Here is a 25,896-nt window from a genome sequence, read left to right on the forward strand (position 1 = left end):
CGCGCGCCGTGGTTGCTCACGTTTGCCGAACTCAGGCCGCCGGACCCGATGGCGGCCTGTGTCCTCCCGCCTTTCGCGGCGCTTCAGCCAAGTTTTTACCATCGCCTGATACTTAATGCATCGAACCTTCGTCAAGTGGCTATTCGCGACCTACCTGCTTGGCAGCGGCACAGTGTGGTCCATCCTGATTCTGCCTTTGTTTCCATTTGTCGGCCGCAGCGGCCGCTACTGGCTCGCGAAGCAATGGTGCCGCGCAATGGTCAAGATGATGCGCGTGATTACCGGCGTGTCGTGTTCGGTGGAAGGACTCGAAAACCTGCCGGACGAGCCGTTCATCATGCTGTGCCGGCACGAATCGACGTGGGAAACGCTTGCCTTCATGGCGCTGTTTCCACGCCGGATCAGTTTTGTATTCAAAAGCGATCTCAAGCGTATCCCGTTCTTCGGCTGGGTGCTGAAAGGCCTCGACATGGTGAGCCTGGATCGCGGTTCGCCGCGTCAGGCGCATCAGGCCGTCACGCGCGAATGTGCAGGGAAGCTTGCGCTGGGCGACGTCGTGGTGATCTTTCCCGAAGGCACGCGGGTGGCGCATGACGCGCCGTTGAAGCTGGCGTCGGGCGGAGTGCGCCTCGCGTGTTCCACGCAGGTGCCCGCCGTGCCGGTCGTGCACAACGCGGGGAAGTACTGGCCGGCCAAAGGCTGGCCGGATCAGCCCGGCCATATTCGCGTGATCGTGTTGCCGCCGTTGCCCGCTGATTGTGTGGTGCCTCAGGAGTTGAACCGGCTCGCTCAGGAACGCATGGAGAAGGAGATGGCGCGGCTTGCATGAGCAACCGCGCCCGCGCGCCGGCTCAAAAAGGCCGGCGGCGCTTGGCGGCGCACAGCCTGTCCACCGCTGACAACAACGCTTCCACCTCGACGGGCTTTTGCAGATAACCATCGTAATGAACGAAAGCCGGTGGATGCGGATGCCCCGAAATCATCAGGAAGGGAATGTGCGCCATCGCCGAATTGGTCTTCATGGTCTGGCAAAGCAACGCGCCGCCAAGCCCCGGCATCTTCCAGTCGGACACCACAATGTCCACGCTGTTTTCGCCCAGTAACGCGAGCGCGCCGTTGCCGTCGAACGCGGACAACACCCTGCATTCCTGTGACTGCATGCACAGGGTCCACGCTTCGATAGTCTCGGGATCGTCGTCGACGAGCAATACGGTTTTCATCTTGCGGGCGGCTTTGATGGCGTCTTGGTCAATGAGGTCTGGGCAGTGAGACATCACAAAGCGGGAATTGGTTGCACGCAGATATCTTGCCCATGCTTACAGTACGTTTTGCCTGTAGGCGAAATACATCGCTGCTTCACGCAATACGCGCCGCTTGTTTTTGGAGCACTTGCTTCGAGCCACTTATATAGCTTTTATCGCACGTATGCTAATGGGGTTTTGCCGATGCCGCTCGCGCGGTAACAAGTGCCTGCAGCAAGACTTAAGGCCAGCTATTTCATACCGATGCGCACCGTTTCGCGCTCGCGTCCTGCGTCGCGGATTGCATCAATAAGATCCTCAAGTACCGCCCGCCTCGCGCGATCATGACGGAGGATCAGACCGATGGATTCATCTGCGCTGGCGAAAGGCATGGGCAAGCGCGCCAAGAGTTTCAACGCGATGTCATGTTCGACCACGCTCCACGGCACGAACCACACCGCGTCGTTGTGCAATGCAAGAGCGCGCCCGAGCGACACCGACAATGTCTCGATCAGCGAACTCAAGGCCTGCGCCCCAAACGCCGTCAGTACGCTCTCGGCCGACTGGCGGATCAACGTCCCGAATGGCGGCACCACTACTGGAAATCGCGCAAGCAACGCAGCCGTGACACTGTTTTCGTGTACGAGCGGATGATCGTGACGAACCACGACCGTCAGCGGTTCGCGATACAACTGCTCGAAGGTCATCCCGAGCATGCCTTCGGGTTCGGACAGCCGGCCGATGACCAGATCGGCATCGGCGGATTTGAGGCGTTCGAGCAACTGCGAGTTCGACCCCGTCCATACTTTCACCGACACCCCCGGCCACCGCGCTCGAAACGCTGCAAGCGCTGGCGGCAGCAAGACAGACCCGACCGTGGGCAGAACGCCGAGCGAAACCGTGCCGGGATGCTCGATCCCATGCCGGGACAATTCGTCCACGCCTTCGCGCAACGCGCCCACGCACGCGGCGGCATGCGGCGCAAACAGACGTCCTTCGCGCGTGGGCTCGGCGCCGCGCCGGCCGCGTTCGAACAAACGCACGCTCAGGATGGATTCGAGTTCCGCAATCGTCTTCGATACCGCCGGCTGCGTGATCGAAAGACTATCCGCGGCACGCTGCACGCTGCCGAACTGCATCACAGCCAGGAAACATTGCAGATGCCGGAACTTGATCCGCCCGCTGATCAGACTGCCGAGCGGGGAGGCGGACGCAGCGCTAAACGAGGATTCGTTATCCATGACGATAGGTTATGTCTGAATGCACGAAACGACATTTTCCATAACTTCATCGCTTAGATAAAGTCTCGATCAAAATGTGGAGGCGAATGCCCTGCTTTCTTGTTTCCGCTCTTTCATACCCATCTGCAAGACCCGAAGGAAACGATGTTCCTCGACCTTCGAGAAACTACCGCCATGGGGCAAGACCGGGCGTACGGTATTGATGGTTTATGATGTCGAACGCTCGAACCCGCCTGCATTGCGCCATGAAAGACGATCAATCTCCCAGCCCGCTTTACCTCAAGCTCTTCTCGGAAACCGCCCAGATAGAATGGTCCGAACTGCAGCGTTTTTTTGCGCGCGGCGTGCTGCTGAAAGTGGCGCGCGACATTGATCTGGTCAGCGTGGCCGAAGCCGTTGCAAGTGACGATACCCGGCAAGTGACCGAGTGGCTCTCCTCAGGGTTGCTGGAACGCACGACCGCCGAGACCGCCGCCGACCTTGCTGAACGCAACCCGGAATTGTGGGCCGTGGTGGTGTCGCCGTGGGTTTGCGTGCAGGAACGCGGCTGATCTCTTACGCCTGACGCGGCGTCAGTTTGCGCCAGAGCGTGGTCTTGCTGATACCCAGCGCCTTCGCCGTTCTATCACGGTCGCCGCCGAACGAATCCAGCATCGAGCGTATTTCGTCCGCCTCCACCTTTCGGCTGCGCGCCTTGAGCGATTCCACGTTTGAATTCGACGTTGTTTCCTCGAGTTCCGGCGCAATCGATCTCATTAGCCTGGGTGTCAACTTCAACGGCTTCGCAGCCGTGTCTTCCAGTTCGACCGAAATCCGTTCAATCACGTTCTGCAACTCGCGCACGTTTCCGGGCCATGCATAAGCCACGAGCATTGGCATTACCGGTTCGAGCGTCTTGAGCGCGGCATCCGGCGAAGCAAGCCGCCCGGTGCGCCACAACAACTGCGCAGCCAGCGCCGGTATGTCAGCCGACCGCTCGCGCAACGGCGGCAGCGTCAGATTCAAGATATTCAGCCGATAGTAAAGGTCCGCGCGAAACTCGCCCGTCTTAACGCGCTCGCTCAACGCGCGGTGCGTTGCCGCGACGATCCGCACATCGACCTGTAGCGGCTCCGTGGAACCCAGCCGTACAACCTCGCGCTCTTGCAGCACGCGCAGCAAACGGCTTTGCAGCGGTAACGGCATTTCGCCGATTTCATCGAGGAAAAGCGTGCCGCGATGCGCCGATTCAATCAGCCCCGCCTTGCCGCCACGCCGCGCGCCAGTAAATGCGCCCTCTTCGTAACCAAACAATTCGCTTTCCAGAAGCGTCTCCGGAAACGCGCCGCAATTGAACGCGACAAAAGCGAAGTCACGCCGCGCGCTTTCGCTGTGAATACCCTGCGCGACGAGTTCTTTTCCTGTGCCGCTTTCACCGCGAATCAGCACGGTGGCGTCCGAGCGGGCATAACGGCGCGCGCGCTGTCGAATCTGCTCGATTGCGTGGCTGCCGCCGTTCAGGTCGCCGATTTTGTATCGCGTCGTGAGGGCCGGTGCGCGTTGCCGCGTGCGCACCGACCGGTCCATGCGCTGCAACGCCATCGACTCCTGAAACGTGACGATGGAACCCGATGCCGCCGATGCATCCCCCCAGGCGCTTCGATGCACCACATAATTCGTCCCGCGTACCGTTTCCAGCGACTCGCCGGGCTCGCTCGGCACCGCGCTCGCCACCTCGGGCGCCAGGTCACGCAAGCGCTTGCCGACCACTTGCGACGGCGCAAGCTGTAGCATCTCGGCCATCTTGCCGCTCAGCGCTTCTATACGGCCATCGGCGGCAAGCGCAATCACGCCATCGCGCAGATGTTGCAGGACCTGATCCAGCCTGCGGCGGCGCTGCGTCTCGCCAAGCGTTGCACGGGCCACTTCGAGCGCGGTTTCGAACGCGCCCTGAACCGAGGCGCGCGAGTACAGGAACACCGACTTCATGCCGGCCTTTTCAGCGAGTTCCGTGACAAGTCCCGGCCCGACGACCGTCTGCACCCCGCGATCGCGCAAGTCCAGCACGCACGATTCCGCATCCTCCGCAGACACATACGACGCACATTCGATCGCCGCGCCGAACGCCCGGAAAAAGCGCGCCACTTCGGCGGGCGTCTCGCCATGCATCACGAGACCGACTGGATCACCCTCGCGCCGCGCGCGCGCCAGTGCGTGCATGACGTCGAATCCGGTCGGGTTCACCAGCACGACCGGCACGCCAATCCGCACCTTGAGATAAGCCCCGTTCGATCCGGCAGCCACCACCACGTCCGGGCGCGCATCGCCGGCGTTTTCGATCTCATGCACGGCGTCCTCGTACCCGAGCGGCACGATCCTCAGATCGGCAATGCCGTCATATTCGGCCGCCATGTCGCGATACAGATCGCGCAATTTGCTGATACCGACGGCCCAGATGCGTGGAGGAGGATTCATGACAGAACTCGATTGAAGATGACAGAGTTTAATTCAATTTTGCAATACCTCATTGCATTTATGAAATTTTCAGCCGCCGACAAAAAAGGCTAATCTGTTCTCAATCAATGACTTGACGTACTGGCAGACAACTTGCGCTATGAGGCGTGAATCAACGGAGACCTGATATGAGTACAGCTGCAACACTAAGCGCCGGCGCGAAGTTTCGCGCGGCGGTCGCGGCCGAGAAGCCCCTGCAACTCGTCGGCGCTATCAATGCGAATCACGCGCTGCTCGCCCAGCATGCCGGCTTCAAGGCAATTTACCTGTCGGGCGGCGGCGTATCGGCCGGATCGCTGGGGCTGCCCGACCTCGGCATTTCCACGCTCGACGACGTCCTCACCGACGTGCGCCGCATCACCGACGTATGCGACCTGCCGCTGATGGTCGACGTCGATACCGGCTTCGGCCCGAGCGCCTTCAACATTGCGCGCACGGTCAAGTCGCTGATCAAGGCAGGCGCCGGCGCGATGCATATTGAAGACCAGGTGGGCGCGAAACGCTGCGGTCATCGGCCGGGCAAGGCGATCGTCTCGCAGCAGGAAATGGCGGATCGCGTGAGGGCCGCTGTCGACGCCCGCACCGACGCGAACTTCGTCGTCATGGCGCGTACCGACGCCCTCGCGGTGGAAGGCCTGGACGCGGCAATCGATCGCGCGCGCGCCTGCGTAGAGGCCGGCGCGGACATGATCTTCCCGGAAGCGATGACCGATCTCAAGATGTACAAACAATTCGTCGATGCCGTGAAGGTCCCGGTGCTTGCAAACATCACAGAGTTCGGATCGACGCCGCTTTTCACTGTCGAGGAATTGCGCAGCGTGGATGTTTCCATCGTGCTGTATCCGCTCTCCGCTTTCCGCGCAATGAACAAGGCCGCGGAAAACGTGTATCGCGCAATTCGCACCGATGGCACGCAAGCGAATGTGCTCGACGCCATGCAAACGCGCGAGGAACTGTACAAGAGCATTGGCTATCACGACTTCGAGCAGAAGCTCGACGCGCTGTTCAATCAGGCAAAGTAACGGTGTTCATTCAGGAGACTGAAACAAATGAGCGATACCCTGACAAAAGAAGCACCCGCTGCCGGCGGCTTCAAACCGAAAAAATCCGTCGCGCTTTCAGGCGTGACTGCGGGTAACACCGCGCTGTGCACTGTCGGCAAGACGGGCAATGACCTGCATTATCGTGGCTATGACATTCTCGATATCGCCGGCACGTCCGAGTTCGAGGAGATCGCCTATCTGCTCGTGCATGGCAAGTTGCCCAACGCCGCCGAACTCAAGTCGTACAAGACCAAGCTCAAGGCTTTGCGCGGCCTGCCCGCGAACCTGAAAGCAGCGCTCGAATGGATTCCGGCGTCCGCTCACCCCATGGACGTCATGCGCACCGGCGTCTCCGTACTCGGCACCGTGCTGCCCGAAAAAGAGGATCACAACGTCGCGGGCGCGAAGGATATCGCGGACCGGCTGATGGCGTCGCTGGGATCGATCCTGCTCTACTGGTATCACTATTCGCATAACGGCCGGCGCATCGAAACCGAAACGGACGACGATTCCATCGGCGGGCATTTCCTGCATTTGCTGCATGGCGCGCCGCCTTCGAAGTCATGGGTCGACGCCATGCATGCATCGCTGATCCTTTACGCCGAGCACGAATTCAACGCATCCACGTTCACTTGCCGTGTCATTGCCGGCACGGGATCGGACATGTATTCGGCGATCACCGGCGGTATCGGCGCGTTGCGCGGCCCGAAGCATGGCGGCGCGAACGAAGTCGCGTTCGATATCCAGTCCCGCTATCAAACGCCCGACGAAGCGGAAGCCGATATCCGCCGCCGCGTGGACGCGAAGGAAGTCGTGATCGGCTTCGGCCATCCGGTGTACACGATCTCCGATCCGCGCAACAAGGTAATCAAGGACATCGCGAAGAAGCTCTCGAAGGAAGCAGGCGACACGAAAATGTACGACGTGGCCGAGCGTCTCGAAACAACCATGTGGGACGCGAAGAAGATGTTCCCGAACCTGGACTGGTTCAGCGCGGTTTCGTATCACGCGATGGGCGTGCCCACGGCCATGTTCACGCCGCTCTTCGTGATCTCGCGGACCTCGGGCTGGAGCGCGCACATCATCGAACAACGGATCGACAACAAGATCATTCGCCCCAGCGCAAATTACACCGGGCCCGAAAATCTGAAGTTCGAGCCGCTGAGCAAGCGCAAATAATCACGGAGACACTGAAGTCTATGAGCCACATTTCAAACGTCCGGCCCGAGCCGGATCGCGTACTGGTCGACATAGTCGACTACGTTCTCAACTATCCGATCGACAGCACGCTTGCGCTCGATACCGCGCGCAACTGCCTGATCGATACGCTCGGTTGCGGACTCGAAGCCCTTACCTACCCCGCCTGCACCAAGCTGATGGGACCCATCGTGCCCGGCACGATTGTCCCCAACGGCGCCAAGGTGCCGGGCACCTCATTTCAGCTCGACCCGGTTCAGGCCGCCTTCAACATCGGCGCAATGATCCGCTGGCTCGACTTCAACGACACCTGGCTTGCCGCCGAATGGGGCCATCCGTCGGATAATCTCGGCGGCATTCTGGCGACCGCCGACTGGTTGTCGCGCAACGCCGTCGCCACCGGCAAAACGCCGCTGACAATGAAAGACGTCCTGATCGCGATGGTCAAGGCGCACGAAATTCAGGGCTGTATCGCGCTGGAAAACTCGTTCAACAAGGTCGGGCTCGATCACGTCCTGCTGGTCAAGCTCGCATCGACGGCGGTGGTCGGGCACATGCTCGGCCTCACGCGCGACGAACTCATTAACGCGGTGTCGCTGGCTTTTGTCGATGGTCACTCGCTGCGCACCTATCGTCATGCGCCGAATACGGGCTCGCGCAAATCGTGGGCCGCGGGCGATGCGACCTCGCGCGCCGTGCGTCTTGCGTTGATCGCGAAGACCGGCGAGATGGGGTATCCGTCGGTTCTGAGCGCTAAAACGTGGGGCTTTTACGATGTCCTCTTCAAAGGCAACGAGTTCAAGTTCCAGCGTCCATACGGCTCGTACGTGATGGAGAACGTGCTCTTCAAGATCTCGTTCCCGGCTGAATTCCACTCGCAAACGGCGGTGGAAGCGGCGATGACGCTGCATGCGAAACTTGCCGAAACCGGCAAGAAGATCGAAGACATCAGGAAGATCACGATCCGCACGCATGAGGCGGCGATTCGCATCATCGATAAAAAAGGTCCGCTCGATAACCCCGCCGACCGCGATCACTGCATCCAGTACATGGTGGCCGTGCCGCTGATTTATGGCCGACTGACGGCATCGGATTATGAAGACGCGGTGGCGAAAGATCCGCGTATCGATACCTTGCGCGCCAGGATCGAATGCGTGGAAGACCCGCAATTCACGCGCGATTATTTCGATCCCGAGAAGCGTTCGATCGCCAATGCGCTGACGGTCGAATTCAACGATGGCAGCACGTTCGACGAGCTGGTCGTCGAATACCCGATCGGGCACAAGCGCCGCCGCGAAGACGGCATCCCGCTGCTGGTCGAAAAGTTCCGGACCAACCTCGCGCGGCGTTTCCCGGCGAAACAGCAAGAGGCGATCATTGCGGCATCGCTGGATCAGGCAACGCTCGAAGCAATGCCGGTCAATGAATATGTTGATTTGTACGTGATCTGATTCTTGCGTGGCATTAACGGAAACAGCCGTTCTCGCCGTTAGGCAGAACGGCTGTTTTGCTTCTGCAATGAATTGCTTCAATGCACCCAGTCATTCCAGAGCACGACCAGAATCGTCATCAACGACGGACCGATAAACAATCCCACCAGACCAAACGTTTCGGCGCCGCCAAGGATTCCGAATAACACCAGCAAGAACGGCAGTCGCGCGGCGCCGCCGATCAGCACCGGCCGTATTGCATGTTCGGCCACGAACACGACCACGAATCCGAACACCGCAACGCAGATCGCCGCGACCGTCGCACCCTGCGTCAGCAGCCACAATGCCGCGCCCAGGAACACGATTGGCGCGCAGAACGGCAGCATGGCCGCAACAGCGGTCAGCATGCCCAGCAGCGTCGCATGCGGCACACCGGTCACGGCATACGCCACGCCCAGCAACGCCCCTTCGCCAAGCCCCACGACCACCAGCCCCGTCACCGTGCTGCGAACGGAATCCGCCATGCGCCGTGCCAATGATGCGCCCTCCGAACCAAACGCGCGCCTTGATGCCTCCAGCAATTGCTCGCCCAATCGCGACCCTGCCTTGAAGACGAAGAACAGCGTCACCAGCATGAAGCCGAACACGATCAGGCCATGCGCGACACGGCCGCCGAAATGGCGCGTCATCGCGACAACAGTGGCGCTATGAAAGTGCTTGACCGCTGGCGATGACCCCAGCGGTGTCGCGAGATTTTCCTGCCACCACGTGGCGACCTGCTTCGATCCCATCGGCAGATGATTGACGAGATCAGGCATGGCAATGCCGCTTCGCAGCGATTCCTGGAACCACCGGAAAAGGTCGCTGGCTTCCCTGCCCGCCTGCGCCGCGACGAGGATGAACGGCAGGACGAACACCAATGCAATCACCACGGTCATGCCCAGGGCCAGCCACGTGCTTCGGTGCTTGAACAGTGGCCGCTCTTCAAGCCACGTCAGCAAGGGCCACAACGCAATGGCAATAACCGCCGCCCATACCACGGCCGGAATAAAGTCGCGGATCATCCAGATGGCGACGGCCACCAGTACCGCATATAGCAATCCTGCGGCGCTGCGTTGCAGCCGCCGGGTGCGATCCTTGTCGTCGGCAGAGGTCTGATCGCGTGAAATCATGAAACGTCCTTGTAATTGCTCTCTGGGTGAAAGCACAGAAATTGCTGCGCAGACCTGCTTGTAATCTGCGTTGAAGCAGCATGGTACTCACGCATTGTAAATCGAGCGGGATGCGTCCAGAATCAAGAGCCTTTGCGAGAGACCGCGCCCTCCGAAGGCCATCAGATCTTTTGTTCTAATTTCACACTCCCAAATTTCCATTTCCCTATAATCGGTTTCCTTCCCCGGCATCTGTTCAAGAGACTTGCAGTGAAAGCTATTCGAACCATTGTCAACGCATGCGCAACCACGGCACTGCTCGCCGGCTGCGCATCGGGCCTGAACCGGTCGAAGGAACAAGCAATCAACGAAAAGGTCGGCATTGTCGTCCACTCCGCCCACGAGGGCGTAGAGTTGCGCCTTCAGGAATCGGCGCTCTTCGACTTCGACGAAGCGACCATGCGCCCCGAAAGCATCGTCGTGCTCGACCGCGCGGCCGTGCTGCTCAAGCGCAGCACACGGCCAATCATGGTCGAAGGGCATACGGATAATGTCGGGACGCTCGATTACAACCGGACGTTGTCGACGGCACGTGCAAACGCCGTGGCCGACGCACTGGTCGCACGCGGCGTTCCCGCTGCGCGCATCAAGACCCGCGGCATTGCATTTTCCGAGCCGATTGCGTCCAACGCCACGCCCGAAGGGCGTGCGTTGAACCGGCGCGTTGAGATTCTGGTGAAGACGGAGACAGAAGAAACGCTGCTGGGACGCGTCAAGAAGAAATGACGCAGAGCGTTATTTCGCGGCTTGCACTTCCATCATCAGAAGCTGCGCACCGTCGGTAACCTGATCGCCCACGGCGAACAGGATTTCGCCGACCGTACCGCTTGCGGGCGCGACAATCGTGTGCTCCATCTTCATGGCTTCCATCACCAGCAACGGCGCGCCTTTTTCGACCATGGCGCCCGCTTCCACCAGCACGGCAATCACCTTGCCCGGCATGGGCGCGGTCAGGCGGCCTTCGCCATGCTCGGCATCGGCGGCATGGGCAAGCAGATTCCGCCATTCGAATGCCAGCGATACTCCCGCGTAGAACACATGAAACGTGTCGCCGTCCACGAATACGCGTCCCTTGATGCGCGTATTGCCGATCAGCACCACGAACGAATTCGGCTCATCGCCGTGCGACCAGTCGAACGCAAGCGTCTCGCCGCATAGTTCGAGTTGCTTGTTGTCTGCCCGGCCCGATGTGGAATCGCGCGTGAAGACGGCGACGATTTCGTGGTCGGAATCTGCGAGACGCCAGTTCAGCGCCTGCGTATACCCTCCGCTCATGCGCCAGTGGGCGAGCGCATCCCACGGCGACGTGCCATGTGCGTCCCCGCCTTCACGCGTGAGCAACGCGGCGCAAGCGAGCGCAAGTACGTGCGCGTTCGACACCGCCGATGGTGCGAACAAGGTGTCGTGATGACGTTCTATCAGCCCCGTGTCCAGGTCGCCGGAAGCAAACGGCTCGCTGACCACGATCCGATGCAGGAACGCTATATTCGTCGACGGCCCGACGACCTCGCATTGTTTCAACGCGAGCGCCATGCGCAGCAATGCTTCGTCGCGATCGTGGCCGTGCACGATCAGCTTGGCGATCATCGGGTCATAAAACGGGGTGATGGTGTCGCCTTCGCGCACGCCGCTATCGATACGCACGGTGCCGTTCAACTGGAATTCCACAGCTTCGGGCAGCCGCAAATGCTTCAATGTTCCGGTCGATGGCAAGAAACCCCGCGACGGATTCTCGGCATAGATGCGCGCTTCGATCGCGTGCCCGTTCACCTTCGATTGATCCTGCATCAGCGGCAGCGTTTCACCGCTCGCCACGCGCAATTGCCATTCGACAAGATCAAGACCCGTCACCATTTCGGTCACCGGATGTTCGACCTGAAGCCGCGTGTTCATTTCCATGAAGTAGAACTGGCCGTCCCCGGTCATGATGAACTCGACCGTGCCCGCGCCGACATAATTCACCGCGCGCGCCGCCGCGACAGCGGCTTCGCCCATCGCTTTGCGCACTTCGGTTGAAAGGCCCGGAGCAGGCGCTTCTTCCAGCACCTTTTGATGACGGCGCTGCACGGAGCAGTCGCGATCGAAGAGATATACCGCATTGCCGTGCTGATCCGCGAAGACCTGGACTTCCACATGGCGCGGGCGTTGCAGATACTTTTCGATCAACACGCGATCGTTGCCGAAACTGCTCGACGCTTCTCGCTTGCACGACAAAAGCGCCGAAGCAAAATCCGCGCTTTTCGCGACCACGCGCATGCCCTTGCCGCCGCCGCCCGCGCTTGCTTTGAGCAACACCGGATAACCAATTCCATCGGCTTCCTTTTGCAGCAGCGCGGCGTCCTGGTTGTCGCCGTGATAACCGGGCACGAGTGGCACGGCCGCGGACTGCATCAACGCCTTGGCCGCGGCCTTCGATCCCATCGCGGAGATAGCTTCGACCGGCGGCCCGATAAACACGAGGCCGGCCTTCTCACACGCCTTTGCAAACTCTTCGTTCTCCGATAGAAATCCGTAGCCCGGATGCACCGCTTCCGCACCGGTTTTCAGCGCGGCATCGATGATCCTGTCTATGCGCAAATAGCTCTCGGCCGCCGCCGCGCCACCCACATGCACGGCTTCGTCGCAGACTGCGACGTGCTTGGCGTGTGCATCGGCATCCGAATACACGGCCACGCTGCCTATGCCCAGGCGTTTGCAGGTCGCGGCCACGCGGCATGCAATCTCGCCGCGATTCGCAATCAATATTTTGTTGAACATGACGAAGCCTGGAAGGAAGAAGTCAGCTTTGCAAAGGTCCCGGCACTGAGGCGCCAAGTCCCGCGATCACATCCGGAACACGCCGAAACGCGTTTCTTCGACAGGCGCATTAGTCGACGCCGCCAGCCCAAGCCCGAGCACATCGCGGGTCTGCGCGGGATCGATCACACCGTCGTCCCACAGGCGCGCGCTGGCGTAATACGGATGGCCCTGTACCTCGTACTGCTCGCGGATAGGCGACTTGAACGCCTCTTCTTCCTCCTTCGACCACGATCCGCCCTTACCCTCTATTCCATCGCGGCGCACCGTGGCAAGCACCGAGGCGGCTTGCTCGCCGCCCATCACGGAGATACGCGCGTTCGGCCACATCCAGAGAAAACGCGGCGAGTACGCGCGGCCGCACATGCCGTAATTACCCGCGCCAAACGACCCGCCTATGATCACCGTGAATTTCGGCACCTTGGCCGTCGCGACCGCCGTCACCATCTTCGCACCATTGCGCGCGATGCCTTCGTTTTCATACTTGCGCCCGACCATGAAGCCCGTGATGTTCTGAAGGAACACTAACGGAATCTTGCGCTGGCAGCACAGCTCTATGAAATGCGTGCCCTTGACCGCCGACTCCGAAAACAGGATGCCGTTGTTCGCGATGATTCCAACCGGGTGACCCCAAACATGCGCGAATCCGCATACGAGCGTCGTACCATAGCGCGCCTTGAATTCATCGAAGGCGGAGTCGTCGACAATGCGCGCGATCACTTCGCGGATATCGAACGGCTTGCGCGTGTCCGCCGGAATCACGCCATAGATGCTGTGCGGATCATGACGCGGCGGCAATGGTTCTTTCATCGCCAAAGAAGCGGGCTTGACGCGATTCAGATTGCCCACGATGCTTCGCGCGATTCCCAACGCATGCGCATCGTTTTGAGCAAGATGATCGACCACGCCCGAGAGCCGCGTATGCACGTCACCGCCGCCGAGATCTTCGGCGCTGACTTCCTCGCCGGTTGCGGCCTTCACGAGCGGCGGACCGCCCAGAAAAATCGTGCCCTGATTTTTCACGATAATCGATTCATCGCTCATTGCCGGAACATACGCACCGCCTGCCGTGCACGAACCCATCACCACGGCGATCTGCGCAATGCCTTTAGCCGACATGTTCGCCTGGTTGTAGAAGATGCGGCCGAAGTGATCGCGGTCAGGGAAAACATCGTCCTGATTCGGCAGGTTCGCGCCGCCCGAATCGACAAGATAGACGCACGGCAAATGGTTCTCTTCGGCGATCTCCTGCGCACGGAGATGCTTCTTCACCGTCACCGGATAGTACGTGCCGCCCTTCACGGTGGCGTCGTTGCAGACGATCACGCACTCCTGCCCCGCAATCCTGCCAATGCCCGTAATCACGCCCGCGCCGGGTGCGTCGTCGTTATACATGCCATATGCGGCGAGTTGCGAAAGCTCGAGAAACGGCGTGCCCGGATCGAGCAATTGCGCAATCCGGTCGCGTGGCAGAAGCTTGCCGCGTGACAGATGTTTATCGCGCGCGGCCTGCCCTCCGCCCAACGCTATCTTCGCGACCTTCTCTTTCAAGTCGGCCACCAGCACTTCGAGCGCTGCCGCGTTCGCGCGAAACTCGTCGCTGCGCGGATTCAGTTTCGATTCGATAATCGGCATAAGTGTCCGTGCTATCTCAGGCGGTTTCGGCGAACAGTTCGCGCCCGATCAGCATGCGGCGGATTTCGCTTGTCCCCGCGCCGATTTCATAGAGCTTGGCGTCGCGCCATAGACGGCCCACCGGATACTCGTTGATATAACCATTGCCGCCGAGAATCTGGATTGCTTCGCCGGCCATCCACGTGGCTTTTTCGGCGGTATAGAGAATCACGCCCGCGCAATCCTTGCGCACTTGACGGCCATGGCCTGCGCCGAGTGTATCGAGTTGGCGGCCCACTGCGTAGAGATACGCGCGGCACGCCTGAAGCGTTGTATAGAGGTCCGCGACCTTGCCCTGAATCAACTGGAATTCGCCAATCGCCTGGCCAAACTGCTTGCGGTCGTGAATGTACGGCACGACCGCGTCCATGCACGCGACCATGATGCCGGTAGGACCACCCGCCAGCACCGCGCGCTCGTAGTCGAGACCGCTCATCAGCACCTTCACGCCGCCGTTCAGTTGCCCGAGCACGTTTTCCTTCGGCACTTCGACGTTCTCGAACACCAGTTCGCCGGTATGCGAGCCGCGCATTCCCAACTTGTCGAGTTTCTGCGCGACTGAAAACCCTTTCATGCCCTTCTCGACGATAAACGCTGTAATTCCCTTCGCGCCCGCCTCAATATCTGTCTTGGCATACACCACGAGCGTGTCGCAATCGGGACCGTTGGTGATCCACATCTTCGTGCCGTTGAGCACGAAGTGATCGCCTTTTTCGTCGGCGCGAAGCTTCATGCTGACCACGTCAGAACCGGCGTTCGGCTCGCTCATTGCCAACGCGCCGATATGTTCGCCCGATATCAGCCCCGGCAAATACCTGCGCTTCTGCGCTTCCGTGCCATTGCGATGGATCTGGTTCACGCACAAATTGGAATGCGCGCCATACGACAAACCGACCGATGCCGACGCCCGTGAAATTTCTTCCATGGCGACCATATGCGCGGTATAGCCCATGTTCGCGCCGCCGTACTCCTCAGATACCGTCATGCCAAGCACGCCCAGATCGCCGAATTTCTTCCACAGGTCCATGGGGAACTGATCGGTTTTATCGATTTCAGCAGCGCGCGGCGCGATCTCTTTTGCAGCAAAATTGGCGAGCGAGTCGCGCAACATATCGATGTCTTCGCCCAGGGCGAAATTCAGACCGGGTACGTCGTTCATGCGGGTCTCCTCCTTCGGAGTGTATTGGCTTGGGGCGTGCCGGCGTGGGTCAGTGACCTGATTTATGAGTCGAACTCACACGCGCCGATTTCCAATATAAGCCGCAGTTTCACGCTTGATTCCGCTTTCAGTCAATAGGGATTTGAGCTAAGCTCACATTCAATGAACCCGATCTCACCGACATGTCCTCAGCGCCCATAACCGGAAACCGCCGCACTCCTGCAGGCGTCAAGTCGCAGCAGCGCGTGAAGGACATTCTCCAGGCCGGGCGGGATGTCTTCGCGGAAAAAGGCTACGACGCCACCACCAGCGCCGAGATCGCCCAGCGCGCGGGGATTTCGGAAGCCACGGTCTTCAGTTATTTCAGCGGCAAGCGGGAGTTGTGCGCGCGCGTGATTGCGGATTGGTATGACGAGATCATCGACGCGTTCGAATCCGGCCTTCCCCGGGACGGCAGCGTGCGGCAGCAGTTTGCGTTTATCGTGAGGACGCATTTGCGGCTGATGCTGGTGAACGGAACGGGATTGTGCGCGCTGGTCTTATCGGAAGGACGCACGAAGCATCATGACCTGAGCGACACGCTCACCGACCTGCAACGCCGGTACACCGCGCCGCTAATGAACGTGCTGGCGTATGGGCAGAGCGTCGGCCAGGTACGCGCGGACCTGCCGCTGCGATTGATGCGGTCGCTGGTTTTCGGGCCGATGGAGCACGTGCTATGGGACGCAACGCTTGCAAAGCGGCACCTGAGTCAGGCTCAGATCGACACGACGGCGGACGAACTCATCGATGTACTCTGGACCGCGCTGCAGCCTCCCGCTGCAAGCCTGACTGCGCTTGCGCAGTTCAAACAGGACGTGGAGGAAGCCACGCGGCGTTTCGAGGCGGCGCGGGTGGAAAAGTAAGAGGCGCCACGCCGAATTGGCGGACGCGAAAGCGGCAGACCGTTAGTTGCTAATCTGAGTTTTTATTTGATGAACCGCCGGGCGATTCCGGCAAGCCACGGCACGGTCGTTGGCCTGAGAAGACGCGCATCATAGCCGCCCATCCGCCGTTCGTTTTCCGTCAGGCATAGCTCGATCAACGCCTTCGCCGATATCCCGCCGCCCACCGAATCCCCTACGTTGGCCGGAAAATTCATGTCCTGGGCTGCGCCGCTGGTATCGAACCCTCGTGCAAGCGATATCCGGTCGCGTATCAACGAAAACCACACGCTCGCGGTCTTCATGAAAAACCAGGGCCGCTTGTACCACGGCAAACTCCGCCTGTACCACGCGACCCAGTTCGCGAAGAACAGGATATGGCGGGCTTCTTCCTGAATCACCGGCTCGAATGTTTCGACCAGTTCCCCGGGGAAATAGCCGGTTTGTTTCGCAGCTTCGAACAGGCCGAAGGCGAAGAAACTGTCGATACATTCGCTGTAGCCCGTGAGCATCCAGGCGCGCAACGCGTCGTCGGGCGCGGGATAAGGCGGCTCGGGCGCGAGTTCGATGCCGTAGGCCTGCACGAGCTTCGACAACACAATCTTGTGGCGCGCTTCCTCTGCACCGTTCATGGTGATGGCTTCGCGCAGCAACGGGTCGTGGACGCTCGCTGCATAGGTCGATACTCGAATCGAAGCGCGGCCTTCTGTCTGGACCGCGATGTCCCAGATCGGCAGGGACGTGATGCGCCTGAGCGCTGCGGGCGCGAGCGCCGGCCAGTCGATGACCGCCGGCTTATAGGGATTGTGAGTCGTGAGCAGCATTTCGCAGAACATGCGCTTGTGCTGTAAAGAACCAATCTGAATCTTGCCGGTGGACCCATACGACCAATGGCGCATTGCATGGTCGGCTTCGGCAGGCGTGAGCGTGTCGGACATGGAATAACGGAGAATTAATCGCGTTATGCGGATTTTGGCATAACGCGCGTCATCTTGCCGTCACACGAGGCCGCCGATGTCCTTCGCATGCCAACCCGCATGCCAACCATATACCGCCCCATAGCGACAGCTATCGAGAGATCTGTTCCAGCGCGAGATCGCGCGTCTTCGGGCCCATCAATCCGATAGCCAGCATGACCACGACCATAGCCCCGGCGATAAACACGAACACGCCCGTTGTCCCGAAAGCCTTCAGCACGCCCGCGATGAAAAACGACGTGAAGATCGCCGAAAAGCGGCTCCATGAGTAGACGAAGCCGACCGCGCGCACCCGGATGCTGGTCGGAAAAAGCTCGCTTTGATAAGCGTGAAAACTATAGGACATGATGTTGCTGGCAAGCGTGAGACCCACGCCCATGCTGACAAGAAGCGCTGCGCCCGAGACCTGGCTGAACACCAGCCCGCAGACCACGATCATGCCGGCCATCGCCACGATCACGCTCTTGCGCTCGAATTTATCGGCGATAAACAAGCCGATGATCGGCCCGACCGGTGCGGCGATCGCGATGATCGTCGAATACATGAGGCTGGTCGTGATGGTGATGCCCTGACGGATCAGAAGCGTGGGCACCCAGTTGGCGAAACCGTAGAATCCCACGGTCTGGAACACGTTGAAGATGATCATCATGGCCGCGCGCTTGCCGTAGGGCGCCACCCACATATCGCTGAACGCGCCGCGCGTGCTGACGGGTTCGGGCGCGGCGGGCGCCGGCAGCGGGCCGCCATGTTCCCGTTCGACTTTGGCTTCGAGCGCGGTCATGATGGCGTCGGCTTCCGCCAGCCGGCCTTTTTGCGCCAGCCAGCGCGGGCTTTCGGGCAATGCGCGCCGGATAAACCACACGAACAATGCGCCATGCGCGCCTATCAGCACCACCCAGCGCCAGCCATCGAAGCCCAGCGGTTTGTTCGGAACCAGCGCGTAGGAAAGGAACGCGGCCACGGGCACCGCCATGAAACCGATTGCCTGCTCGCAGGCGAAAGCGCGTCCGCGAATGTGCTTGGGCACGAGTTCCGAGATGTACGTGCCGATCGTCACCAGTTCGACACCAATCCCGAGCCCCGCCATGAAGCGCCAGAAGTTGAGACCGCCCGCGGTATCCTGGAACGCCATGATCACGTTCGCGGCCGTGTACCACAGCAGCGAATAGGTGAAGATCGCGCGCCGCCCGAAGCGATCGGCGAGAAAGCCGCATGCAATCGTGCCAATGAAGAGTCCAAGAAACAGCGATGCGATAAAACTCGCCACGCCCGTGAAGCCGAACAGCCCCACGGTCGTCGATGTCAGGATGCCGCTTTTCACCAGCCCCGGCGCGACGTAGCCCGAATACAGCAGGTCGTAGAGTTCGAAGAAGAAGCCGAGGCTCAACAGCACGACGAGCGTCCACATGGACCGTGTGGCAGGCAAGCGATCGAGCCGCGCGGAAATCGTCCCCGCCGATAACGCGCCGTTTTCGGCTGCGATCGTGGCGGTCACCGTGGCCGTGGCTGAGGTCCCGGCGCGTTCCTGTTCGTGGCGAGTGGTCATCGATTCATGTCTCCTGGGCGTGGCCGCTTCGTCCTGGGCGTGGCCGCTTCGTTCTAGCGCCGGCGCGCATTTTACGGTCAATGCGCCTGTTTGTTGCAGATTTTGACAAGAATCGGCACTTTGGCGTCGTGAGCCTTTCGTGCCAGAATTTGAAATAACTTGCCGCCGGCGTGCAAATACGCGCCGGCGAGACCCGTCGACCTTCCGCCGAAACCGTGCCACAAGACCCATCAGAAACCGTCCCCCCGACCTCCGCGAGCGAACCCGAACGTATCGATATAGCGGTCATCGGCTCGGGCTTTGCCGGCATCTGCATGGCGATACAGCTGAAACAGTCGGGCATGAACGATTTTTTCGTGGCCGAGCAGGCGGCGTCGCTCGGCGGCACATGGCGCGACAACGATTACCCCGGCTGCGCCTGCGACGTGCAGGCCCACGTCTATTCGTTTTCGTTCGCGCCTCACCCGGACTGGACGCGGCTTTACGCACCGCAAGCCGAAATCCGCGCGTACCTTGAAGACTGCGCCACGCAATTCGGCCTCCGCGCGCATTTGCGCTTCAACGAAACGCTGCAACGCGCGACCTTCGATGAACCCACGCAACGCTGGCTGCTGCGTTTTTCAACGGGCAGGAAAGTCTCGGCGCGCGTGTTGATTGCGGGAATGGGCGGCTTGTCGCGGGCATCGGTTCCGGCGCTTCCCGGTATCGATACATTCAAGGGCGCGTGTTTTCATTCGCAGCAATGGGATCACGCGTTTGCGCTCGATGGCAAGCGTGTCGCGGTAATAGGCACGGGCGCGAGCGCCATCCAGTTCGTACCTGAAATCGCGGGACGCGTGGCGCATCTCGATGTGTTTCAGCGCACGCCGCCGTGGATCATGCCGAAGAGCGACCGCGCGTCAGGCAGGCTCGAACGGTGGCTGCTCCGGCACGTCCCGCTCGCGCAACGGCTCATGCGGGCGGCGCTTTACTGCATGCTCGAGGCACGGGTATTCGCGTTTGTCGTTCATCCGCCGCTCATGAAAGTCATTCAGAAACTGGCGCTCAGGCATCTGCATGTGCAGGTCGCCGATCCCGAACTCAGACTCGCGCTCACGCCGGATTACACCATTGGGTGCAAGCGCATTCTGATATCGAACGACTATTACCCGGCTGTATCGCGCAGCAATGTGTCGGTGGTGACGCGGCCCATCGTGCGCGTGGAAGCCGACGCCGTCATCACCGCGGACAACGTCCGCCACCCGGCCGACTGCATCATCTTCGGCACGGGCTTCGAGGTCGCCAGGCCATACACGCGCGGCGTGGTGATCGGACGCGGCGGCGTGCGGATCACCGACACCTGGCGCGACGGCGCGCACGCCTATCTCGGCACGACGCTGCCGGGTTATCCGAACTTTTTCATGCTGGCCGGTCCAAACTCCGGGCTCGCGCATAACTCGATGGTCTACATGATCGAATCGCAAGTTGCCTATGTCATTAAAGCGCTGACCTACATGCGCGATCATGACGTAGCGGCCATCGACGTGAAACGCGATGTGGAAGCCACCTACAACGTCCGTATCCAGCTGCGGCTGAGCCGTGCGATCTGGGCGCAGGGCGGCTGCAAAAGCTGGTATATCGATACCGCTTCGGGCAGGAATACCGCATTGTGGCCGGGCTTCAGTTGGCGTTTCCGTCAGGCCTCGAGCGTATTCAGACCGGACGATTACATCATGCAGCCAGCGGTTTCACCTGCGAACGCATAAGCTCGGCGTCTGTAGCGTGCCCGAGCCGAGCGGTATACTTTGGCACCGACTTTTATTGGCCCTTCGCGCTCTCCACGAGCGCGTGGATCGGATCAACACTGCCGCGTTCATCATGAACGCGCGTATAAAAGGTACTGAGAATCGCCAGCATGAGAAAGCTCCATTCGCCTCCCGCCGCTGCCATCGCACTGTTTGTCAGCGTCGCCCTGTTCCCGCTGGCGCACGCGCAGGAAACGCCGGATCCATCGACGGAAAACTACGCCTATCTCACGCGCATGCACGTTCCGGAACCGGTGATTCGCTGCGTCGCCGCCTTCGACAAATGGGTTGCGCTCACGCCGAAATACGACACTTTCATTGTTCCGGACAGGCGTGTGCTGGGCGCGAAGATCGACGACGACACCACCATCTTCAGCGCGGGCAATCCGGTCCCGGTAGATGAAGTAATCGTCATGCGGGCCTTCGCGAAAACCCGCGGCCATTCGCAATGGACCCGCCTGGACAGCCGGTGCGGTGTGAAGGACGGCCGTGTAGTGGGTGTATCGCTGACGCCAAATGTAAAGCCGCAGATCGTTCGGTAACAGCGCGTCCGCGCGCGCCCTTTCACACGCTTTCCTGAATATTTCCGCTCATACGTTTCCTTACAAAGGCACACGGCTTGTCATTTATCTAATTGCTAAATTGATTTCACGGGATTCACTTGGAGAAACCGATGAAACGATTAGCGCTTATTACCGCACTTGCAGTCCTTATCGGCAGTTCCCTGGGCGGCTGCATCGTGGTGCCGGATGGTGGCGGTTATCACCATCACGACTACTACGGCCGCTATTAGAGCCAATATTCACTGCACGAACGGCGTTTGACAACCAACAAAACCGCAGAGGAAACCATCATGCTGAAACTCAAGAAAGCTCTGTTGCTTGCATCGCTTGCGGCCGCTGCCGCGACGACGCTTGGCGTGACAAACGTGGCATCCGCCGACGAACATTTCCGTCCCGGCTACGTCCATGTCGACACCCGCGGCTGGCACGGCGACCGCTACTACGACGGCCACAGGTATTGGGAACGCCGTGAGTGGGAACGCCATCATGCACCGCATCACTACGCGCCGCCGCATCGGTACTACTGATTGAGCAAGTAGCGTTGCAGCAAGCAAAAAAGCCAAGGATGTCCCTGGCTTTTTTGCGTCTTGCGTCCTGCGTTCAGGCGCCCGCCGAATCGCGCCATCTGCGGGTATCGCGTAAAGGCGGTGCCCCGAACAGCCGGCTGTACTCGCGGCTGAATTGCGATGCACTTTCATAGCCCACGCGATGCGCCGCCGTCGCCGCGTCGGTCATGTCGATCAGCATCAGACGACGCGCTTCCTGAAGCCGCAACTGCTTCTGGTACTGCAACGGACTCATGGCCGTCACCGCCTTGAAATGATGATGCAGCGACGACACGCTCATATGCACGTCGCGCGCGATCGATTCCACGCGCAGCGGCTGGTCGAAGTTCTGGCGCAGCATCATGATCGCCTTCGCAATACGCTGCGTCTGGCTGTCCTGCAGCGCGATCTGGCGCAAGCGCGCGCCCGAACCGTTCATCAGCAGCCGGTACAGGATTTCTCGCTTGATCATTGGCGCGAGAATGGGAATGTCCTCGGGCGTGTCCATCAGGCGCAGCAGCCGCAAGACAGCGTCGAGCATGGGCGTGGCGAGCCGGTTCACATAGAGGCCACGCGATGCGTCCGTGTGCGTGGGCGGCGGCAGGTTTTCATCGCGGATCAGCGCGCTGATTTCTTCCACGTCCATGTCGAGCCGCAGTCCGAGATAGGGCTTGTCCTCGGTCGCGCCCGTCACCTGCCCCATCACCGGCAAATCCACCGATGTAACCAGGTAATGCATGGGGTCATAAACGTACAGTTCGTCACCGACCATGATGCGCTTGGATCCTTGCGCAATCAGGCCGAGCGCCGGCGTCTGGATGCCATGGCTCGGACCGCCGCATTGCACGATCCGATGCACGTACAAACCTTTGACAGCGGTCTCGTGAGTGCCTTCGTGGTCTGAGGTGAGCCGCTCGAGCAAGGCGACCAGATCAAGGCGTGCGTGGTCGAGACCGGGATCGAGGGGCGCGGTATCGTGACCGTTGACCGGTTCGAGCAGCGCAGCCGGACTCAGATGGTCGGCATGATGGGTTGGATCGATGGCGGAATCCGCCGTCTCATTCAGGGCCATGATTCGCATTCAGTGAGTTGGCGCGCACCGGAAAAACGGGCAAAAAACGCGCAGGGGATGAGGAAGGATAACCGTCGGCCGAACTTCAATGATGTATCAGCCACGCCTCTTTGCCAGTATGTGAGACGTCGGAAATGCAGACGGCGAATTGCACTTAGCTTACTCGCGCGCGGGCATTTTCGCCCAGCGCCGCGTGCAGCGTTTGCAGAATCGGGCAATGATCCGACAGGATCAGGCTAGCCTTTGATTGCTCGCCGGGCAGATACTGAATGGTCGCGGCCAATTGCAACCGCGCCGGACGGACGTTCGGTGCCGTCGCCGCGAACCGGACCGCGCCGCACACGTGAACGCCGTGACACTCGCGAGATTCACGACGGTGCGCGCCGGCCGCCCGATCCAAGGACGAATTCTAAGGAACCCAGCATGCGCAACAGAAAATTCGGTAATACCGGCTTGTTCGTCTCCGAACTCTGCCTGGGCACGATGACTTTCGGCGAAGGCGGCATCTGGACCAACATTGGCGGCCTTCAGCAGGCGGACGCAGACAAGCTCATTGGCCGGGCGCTCGATGCAGGCATCAACTTCCTCGATACCGCCGATGTCTACGCCGACGGCACCTCCGAAATCATGACCGGCCAGGCGCTGAAAAACCTGAAAGTACCGCGCGAGAACGTCGTGGTCGCGACCAAGATTCATGGCGAGACGGGTACGAAAGGCATCAATTCGCGCGGCGCATCGCGCTTTCATATTATCGATGGGGTGAAGGCGAGCCTGAAGCGCCTGCAACTGGATCACATCGACCTGTACCAGTTGCATGGATTCGACCCCGCCACACCTATTGAAGAAGCACTGCGCGCGCTCGACACGCTCGTTCAGCACGGTCATGTGCGCTACATCGGCGTCTCGAACTGGGCTGCCTGGCAGATCGCCAAGGCGCTGGGCATTTCGGAGCGCCTTGGCCTCGCGCGTTTTGAGTCGCTGCAGGCTTATTACACCATTGCCGGACGCGACCTCGAGCGCGAAATCGTGCCCATGCTGAAGAGCGAAAACGTGGGCCTGATGGTCTGGAGCCCGCTTGCAGGCGGCCTGCTGAGCGGCAAATATAAACGCGATGGCAGTTCCACCGAGCAGGGGCGGCGCACGAATTTCCAGTTCCCGCCCGTGAACATGGACCGCGCGCACGACTGTATCGACGCCATGGCGAAGATGGCCGAAACCAAGGGCGTGACAATCGCGCAGATCGCGCTCGCGTGGCTCTTGCACCAGAAAGTGGTGACAACGGTGATTGTGGGCGCGAAGCGAATCGAGCAACTCGATGACAACATCGCCGCCACGCAAGTCAAGCTGAACGACGACGAACTCGCCGCGCTCGACGAAGTGAGCCAGCTCGCAAGCGAATATCCGGGCTGGATGCTGGCGCGCACGGGCGAATACAGGTTAAACCAGTTGAAGGAATCGAACGGTTAAAGCGTGTGATCGAGGTCGAACGGCAAGGTCATGAGGATTGAATCGTGATACTTGCCGTCGACCTTCAATGCCCGCGGTTCGCGCGCGTATTCCGCAAATCCCGCTTTCCGATAAAGCCGCAGCGCCGCTTCATTATCGGGCGCGACCGTCAACTGAATCTCGTCCACCACGCCGCGCGCATGATCCAGCACGGCCTGCACGACCGCTGCGGCGAGGCCCGTGCCGCGCGCCACAGGGCGGACATACATGCCAAACAGCGCGCCCTTGTGCCTGACCTTCGCGCCCAGCGGCACGACAAGGCCCGCGGTGCCGTCGAGGCTTTCCGCGTTCGCTTCCGTCCTGAACAGAAAGCCGCCGAAAACCGCTGCGCCCGAGAGCCGTTGCTCGAACCACGCGACCGGTTTATCCGCTTCGTCTTCGTACGCCGAACCGAAACCGGCGGGATGCTGCTGAAGGCCTTCCAGTCTCAAGTCGCGATACGCGGACGCATCGGCGGGAGTGAGACGACGGATCGTGAATGACATGGCGCGTTCGACTCAATGACGGTTCAAACGCACAGTGTCGCATGCACGCCGCGCTCGTCTCAAGCCTCAGGCAAGCGCTTCAGGCACGCACTTCAGATAATCGGTTTGCCGCCAGTCACGGCGATTGTCGCGCCGGAGATATAACTCGCTTCATCCGATGCCAGCATCACATACGCCGCCGCTAGCTCGACCGGTTGACCGGGCCGTTTCATGGGCACTTGCGAACCGAAATTCTTGACGCTCTCCGGATCCATTGTCGATGGAATCAGCGGCGTCCAGATCGGCCCCGGCGCAACGCCATTCGCACGAATGCCTTTTTCCGCAAGCAATTGCGCAAGACCGCCGGTGAAGTTCTGGATTGCGCCCTTGGTCGTGGCGTACGCAATCAGGCCGGGATTCGGACTGTCCGCATTCACCGATGTGGTGTTGACTATCGCGCTGCCCGGCTGCATGTGCGGCACGGCAGCCTTGGTGATACGGAACATCGCGCCGATGTTCGTCGAAAACGTCTTGTCCCACTCTTCGTCGCTGATGTCTTCCAGACTGTCGTAGGTCATCTGGTACGCGGCGTTGTTCACCAGCACATCGATGCGTCCGAATGTTTCGACGGTTTTTGCAACGAGCGCGCGGCAATGCGCCGGATCGGTTATATCGCCGGGCAGCAAAAGCGACTTGCGCCCTGCCTGCTCAACCCATTGCGCGGTCTCTTTCGCGTCTTCGTCCTCGTTCAGATAAGCAATCGCGACGTCCGCGCCTTCGCGTGCGTAGGCAATCGCGACTGCCCGGCCAATGCCGCTGTCCGCGCCGGTGATCAACGCGATCTTGCCTGTCAGTTTGCCCGCGCCCTTGTAGCTTTTTTCGCCGTGATCGGGCTGCGGGTCCATCGGACGGGTGTGGCCCGGCTGCTGATTTTGCGGCTGCTCGGGAAACGGAGGTTTCGGATAAGAAATCTGGGCCATGTGCACGGCTCCCTGCTGAGGTTGATGGAAACTCAACCTCAGCAAGCACCG

24 protein-coding genes are annotated in these 25,896 nt (G+C 60.4%); 11 read left to right on the forward strand and 13 right to left on the reverse strand.

The features are described from left to right. The first annotated feature begins 115 nt into the window (after positions 1-115). A complete protein-coding gene (locus ACRWA7_RS10655; protein WP_060856731.1) occupies positions 116-829 on the forward strand; it encodes a lysophospholipid acyltransferase family protein in 714 nt (237 codons plus the stop codon). Positions 830-851: 22 nt separating this feature from the next. On the opposite strand, the gene ACRWA7_RS10660 is transcribed toward ACRWA7_RS10655, so the two are convergent. Further along, positions 852-1,220, reverse strand: a complete 369-nt coding sequence (locus ACRWA7_RS10660) for a response regulator (RefSeq protein ID WP_063493232.1) — start codon at positions 1,218-1,220, stop codon at positions 852-854. Between the two features lie 272 nt (positions 1,221-1,492). Continuing rightward, the gene (gene pcaQ, locus ACRWA7_RS10665; RefSeq protein WP_438392608.1) at positions 1,493-2,482 is read right to left on the reverse strand and encodes a pca operon transcription factor PcaQ; all 990 of its coding nucleotides are present in this window, start codon (positions 2,480-2,482) and stop codon (positions 1,493-1,495) included. Positions 2,483-2,727: 245 nt separating this feature from the next. Here pcaQ and ACRWA7_RS10670 point away from each other — a divergent pair, with 245 nt between their 5' ends. Further along, positions 2,728-3,033 carry a DUF2288 domain-containing protein gene (locus ACRWA7_RS10670; RefSeq protein WP_060856734.1) on the forward strand — a complete coding sequence of 102 codons (306 nt, stop codon included), beginning with the start codon at positions 2,728-2,730 and terminating at the stop codon, positions 3,031-3,033. Positions 3,034-3,037: 4 nt separating this feature from the next. Here the strand turns inward: ACRWA7_RS10670 and prpR are convergent, their stop codons facing one another. Further along, positions 3,038-4,936 carry a propionate catabolism operon regulatory protein PrpR gene (gene prpR / locus ACRWA7_RS10675; protein WP_438392609.1) on the reverse strand — a complete coding sequence of 633 codons (1,899 nt, stop codon included), beginning with the start codon at positions 4,934-4,936 and terminating at the stop codon, positions 3,038-3,040. A gap of 167 nt (positions 4,937-5,103) precedes the next feature. Here prpR and prpB point away from each other — a divergent pair, with 167 nt between their 5' ends. Genes prpB through ACRWA7_RS10690 form a run of 3 tightly spaced genes read left to right on the forward strand, consistent with a single transcriptional unit; the run spans position 5,104 to position 8,666 of the window. Next, a complete protein-coding gene (gene prpB, locus ACRWA7_RS10680; protein ID WP_438392610.1) occupies positions 5,104-5,997 on the forward strand; it encodes a methylisocitrate lyase in 894 nt (297 codons plus the stop codon). Positions 5,998-6,024: 27 nt separating this feature from the next. After that, positions 6,025-7,197, forward strand: a complete 1,173-nt coding sequence (gene prpC, locus ACRWA7_RS10685; RefSeq protein WP_438392611.1) for a bifunctional 2-methylcitrate synthase/citrate synthase — start codon at positions 6,025-6,027, stop codon at positions 7,195-7,197. Positions 7,198-7,217: 20 nt separating this feature from the next. Then, positions 7,218-8,666: a bifunctional 2-methylcitrate dehydratase/aconitate hydratase gene (locus ACRWA7_RS10690; RefSeq protein WP_438392612.1), complete on the forward strand. Its 1,449-nt coding sequence runs from the start codon at positions 7,218-7,220 to the stop codon at positions 8,664-8,666. Between the two features lie 77 nt (positions 8,667-8,743). On the opposite strand, the gene ACRWA7_RS10695 is transcribed toward ACRWA7_RS10690, so the two are convergent. Beyond that, positions 8,744-9,817, reverse strand: a complete 1,074-nt coding sequence (locus tag ACRWA7_RS10695) for an AI-2E family transporter (RefSeq protein ID WP_438392613.1) — start codon at positions 9,815-9,817, stop codon at positions 8,744-8,746. A 249-nt stretch (positions 9,818-10,066) separates the two neighbouring features. Between ACRWA7_RS10695 and ACRWA7_RS10700 the strand changes: the two genes are divergently transcribed. After that, positions 10,067-10,582: an OmpA family protein gene (locus ACRWA7_RS10700; protein WP_438392614.1), complete on the forward strand. Its 516-nt coding sequence runs from the start codon at positions 10,067-10,069 to the stop codon at positions 10,580-10,582. A gap of 9 nt (positions 10,583-10,591) precedes the next feature. Here the strand turns inward: ACRWA7_RS10700 and ACRWA7_RS10705 are convergent, their stop codons facing one another. The 3 genes from ACRWA7_RS10705 to ACRWA7_RS10715 all read right to left on the reverse strand — a co-directional run bounded on the left by ACRWA7_RS10705 (position 10,592) and on the right by ACRWA7_RS10715 (position 15,485). Further along, positions 10,592-12,613: an acetyl/propionyl/methylcrotonyl-CoA carboxylase subunit alpha gene (locus ACRWA7_RS10705; RefSeq protein WP_438392615.1), complete on the reverse strand. Its 2,022-nt coding sequence runs from the start codon at positions 12,611-12,613 to the stop codon at positions 10,592-10,594. A gap of 66 nt (positions 12,614-12,679) precedes the next feature. Continuing rightward, complete coding sequence (locus ACRWA7_RS10710) at positions 12,680-14,287, reverse strand: carboxyl transferase domain-containing protein (RefSeq protein WP_438392616.1); 1,608 nt, start codon at positions 14,285-14,287, stop codon at positions 12,680-12,682. A 16-nt stretch (positions 14,288-14,303) separates the two neighbouring features. Beyond that, positions 14,304-15,485, reverse strand: coding sequence for an isovaleryl-CoA dehydrogenase (locus ACRWA7_RS10715; protein WP_438392617.1), 1,182 nt, complete (start codon positions 15,483-15,485; stop codon positions 14,304-14,306). Between the two features lie 182 nt (positions 15,486-15,667). Between ACRWA7_RS10715 and ACRWA7_RS10720 the strand changes: the two genes are divergently transcribed. Continuing rightward, the gene (locus ACRWA7_RS10720; protein ID WP_060818699.1) at positions 15,668-16,390 is read left to right on the forward strand and encodes a TetR/AcrR family transcriptional regulator; all 723 of its coding nucleotides are present in this window, start codon (positions 15,668-15,670) and stop codon (positions 16,388-16,390) included. Positions 16,391-16,452: 62 nt separating this feature from the next. On the opposite strand, the gene ACRWA7_RS10725 is transcribed toward ACRWA7_RS10720, so the two are convergent. Continuing rightward, positions 16,453-17,346 (reverse strand): ferritin-like domain-containing protein, encoded by an 894-nt coding sequence (locus tag ACRWA7_RS10725; protein WP_060818697.1) that lies wholly within the window; start codon positions 17,344-17,346, stop codon positions 16,453-16,455. Between the two features lie 130 nt (positions 17,347-17,476). After that, entirely contained in the window at positions 17,477-18,931 is a 1,455-nt protein-coding gene (locus ACRWA7_RS10730) for an MFS transporter (RefSeq protein ID WP_438392619.1), read from the reverse strand. A gap of 215 nt (positions 18,932-19,146) precedes the next feature. On the opposite strand from ACRWA7_RS10730, the gene ACRWA7_RS10735 reads away from it, so the two are divergent. From ACRWA7_RS10735 to ACRWA7_RS10745, 3 genes are all read left to right on the forward strand, one after another. Further along, positions 19,147-20,676, forward strand: a complete 1,530-nt coding sequence (locus ACRWA7_RS10735; RefSeq protein WP_438392620.1) for a flavin-containing monooxygenase — start codon at positions 19,147-19,149, stop codon at positions 20,674-20,676. A gap of 149 nt (positions 20,677-20,825) precedes the next feature. Then, positions 20,826-21,257 carry a BspC domain-containing protein gene (locus ACRWA7_RS10740; RefSeq protein ID WP_438392621.1) on the forward strand — a complete coding sequence of 144 codons (432 nt, stop codon included), beginning with the start codon at positions 20,826-20,828 and terminating at the stop codon, positions 21,255-21,257. Positions 21,258-21,568: 311 nt separating this feature from the next. Continuing rightward, positions 21,569-21,805, forward strand: a complete 237-nt coding sequence (locus tag ACRWA7_RS10745; RefSeq protein ID WP_438392622.1) for a hypothetical protein — start codon at positions 21,569-21,571, stop codon at positions 21,803-21,805. Between the two features lie 73 nt (positions 21,806-21,878). Here the strand turns inward: ACRWA7_RS10745 and ACRWA7_RS10750 are convergent, their stop codons facing one another. Together ACRWA7_RS10750 and ACRWA7_RS10755 are read right to left on the reverse strand one after the other, a co-directional pair. Then, positions 21,879-22,895 (reverse strand): AraC family transcriptional regulator N-terminal domain-containing protein, encoded by a 1,017-nt coding sequence (locus ACRWA7_RS10750; RefSeq protein WP_438392623.1) that lies wholly within the window; start codon positions 22,893-22,895, stop codon positions 21,879-21,881. 154 nt (positions 22,896-23,049) lie between these two features. After that, positions 23,050-23,295, reverse strand: a complete 246-nt coding sequence (locus ACRWA7_RS10755; protein ID WP_157766614.1) for a hypothetical protein — start codon at positions 23,293-23,295, stop codon at positions 23,050-23,052. Positions 23,296-23,318: 23 nt separating this feature from the next. On the opposite strand from ACRWA7_RS10755, the gene ACRWA7_RS10760 reads away from it, so the two are divergent. Beyond that, positions 23,319-24,362 (forward strand): aldo/keto reductase, encoded by a 1,044-nt coding sequence (locus tag ACRWA7_RS10760; protein WP_438392624.1) that lies wholly within the window; start codon positions 23,319-23,321, stop codon positions 24,360-24,362. Here the strand turns inward: ACRWA7_RS10760 and ACRWA7_RS10765 are convergent. Both ACRWA7_RS10765 and ACRWA7_RS10770 read right to left on the reverse strand, forming a co-directional pair. After that, positions 24,359-24,886, reverse strand: a complete 528-nt coding sequence (locus tag ACRWA7_RS10765; RefSeq protein WP_438392625.1) for a GNAT family N-acetyltransferase — start codon at positions 24,884-24,886, stop codon at positions 24,359-24,361. The genes ACRWA7_RS10760 and ACRWA7_RS10765 overlap by 4 nt on opposite strands. Before the next feature lie 92 nt (positions 24,887-24,978). Beyond that, positions 24,979-25,845: a glucose 1-dehydrogenase gene (locus ACRWA7_RS10770; RefSeq protein ID WP_060818692.1), complete on the reverse strand. Its 867-nt coding sequence runs from the start codon at positions 25,843-25,845 to the stop codon at positions 24,979-24,981. Positions 25,846-25,896: the final 51 nt, after the last annotated feature.

This window comes from Caballeronia sp. DA-9, assembly GCF_051615025.1.
Lineage (GTDB): Bacteria > Pseudomonadota > Gammaproteobacteria > Burkholderiales > Burkholderiaceae > Caballeronia > Caballeronia sordidicola.

Bases quoted from the DNA above. Each gene is read 5' to 3' on its own strand.
- ACRWA7_RS10655 (WP_060856731.1), top strand. From the start codon at position 116: ATGCATCGAACCTTCGTCAAGTGGCTATTCGCGACCTACCTGCTTGGC.
- ACRWA7_RS10660 (WP_063493232.1), bottom strand. From the start codon at position 1,220: ATGAAAACCGTATTGCTCGTCGACGACGATCCCGAGACTATCGAAGCG.
- pcaQ (WP_438392608.1), bottom strand. From the start codon at position 2,482: ATGGATAACGAATCCTCGTTTAGCGCTGCGTCCGCCTCCCCGCTCGGC.
- ACRWA7_RS10670 (WP_060856734.1), top strand. From the start codon at position 2,728: ATGAAAGACGATCAATCTCCCAGCCCGCTTTACCTCAAGCTCTTCTCG.
- prpR (WP_438392609.1), bottom strand. From the start codon at position 4,936: ATGAATCCTCCTCCACGCATCTGGGCCGTCGGTATCAGCAAATTGCGC.
- prpB (WP_438392610.1), top strand. From the start codon at position 5,104: ATGAGTACAGCTGCAACACTAAGCGCCGGCGCGAAGTTTCGCGCGGCG.
- prpC (WP_438392611.1), top strand. From the start codon at position 6,025: ATGAGCGATACCCTGACAAAAGAAGCACCCGCTGCCGGCGGCTTCAAA.
- ACRWA7_RS10690 (WP_438392612.1), top strand. From the start codon at position 7,218: ATGAGCCACATTTCAAACGTCCGGCCCGAGCCGGATCGCGTACTGGTC.
- ACRWA7_RS10695 (WP_438392613.1), bottom strand. From the start codon at position 9,817: ATGATTTCACGCGATCAGACCTCTGCCGACGACAAGGATCGCACCCGG.
- ACRWA7_RS10705 (WP_438392615.1), bottom strand. From the start codon at position 12,613: ATGTTCAACAAAATATTGATTGCGAATCGCGGCGAGATTGCATGCCGC.
- ACRWA7_RS10710 (WP_438392616.1), bottom strand. From the start codon at position 14,287: ATGCCGATTATCGAATCGAAACTGAATCCGCGCAGCGACGAGTTTCGC.
- ACRWA7_RS10715 (WP_438392617.1), bottom strand. From the start codon at position 15,485: ATGAACGACGTACCCGGTCTGAATTTCGCCCTGGGCGAAGACATCGAT.
- ACRWA7_RS10720 (WP_060818699.1), top strand. From the start codon at position 15,668: ATGTCCTCAGCGCCCATAACCGGAAACCGCCGCACTCCTGCAGGCGTC.
- ACRWA7_RS10725 (WP_060818697.1), bottom strand. From the start codon at position 17,346: ATGTCCGACACGCTCACGCCTGCCGAAGCCGACCATGCAATGCGCCAT.
- ACRWA7_RS10730 (WP_438392619.1), bottom strand. From the start codon at position 18,931: ATGACCACTCGCCACGAACAGGAACGCGCCGGGACCTCAGCCACGGCC.
- ACRWA7_RS10740 (WP_438392621.1), top strand. From the start codon at position 20,826: ATGAGAAAGCTCCATTCGCCTCCCGCCGCTGCCATCGCACTGTTTGTC.
- ACRWA7_RS10745 (WP_438392622.1), top strand. From the start codon at position 21,569: ATGCTGAAACTCAAGAAAGCTCTGTTGCTTGCATCGCTTGCGGCCGCT.
- ACRWA7_RS10750 (WP_438392623.1), bottom strand. From the start codon at position 22,895: ATGGCCCTGAATGAGACGGCGGATTCCGCCATCGATCCAACCCATCAT.
- ACRWA7_RS10760 (WP_438392624.1), top strand. From the start codon at position 23,319: ATGCGCAACAGAAAATTCGGTAATACCGGCTTGTTCGTCTCCGAACTC.
- ACRWA7_RS10765 (WP_438392625.1), bottom strand. From the start codon at position 24,886: ATGTCATTCACGATCCGTCGTCTCACTCCCGCCGATGCGTCCGCGTAT.
- ACRWA7_RS10770 (WP_060818692.1), bottom strand. From the start codon at position 25,845: ATGGCCCAGATTTCTTATCCGAAACCTCCGTTTCCCGAGCAGCCGCAA.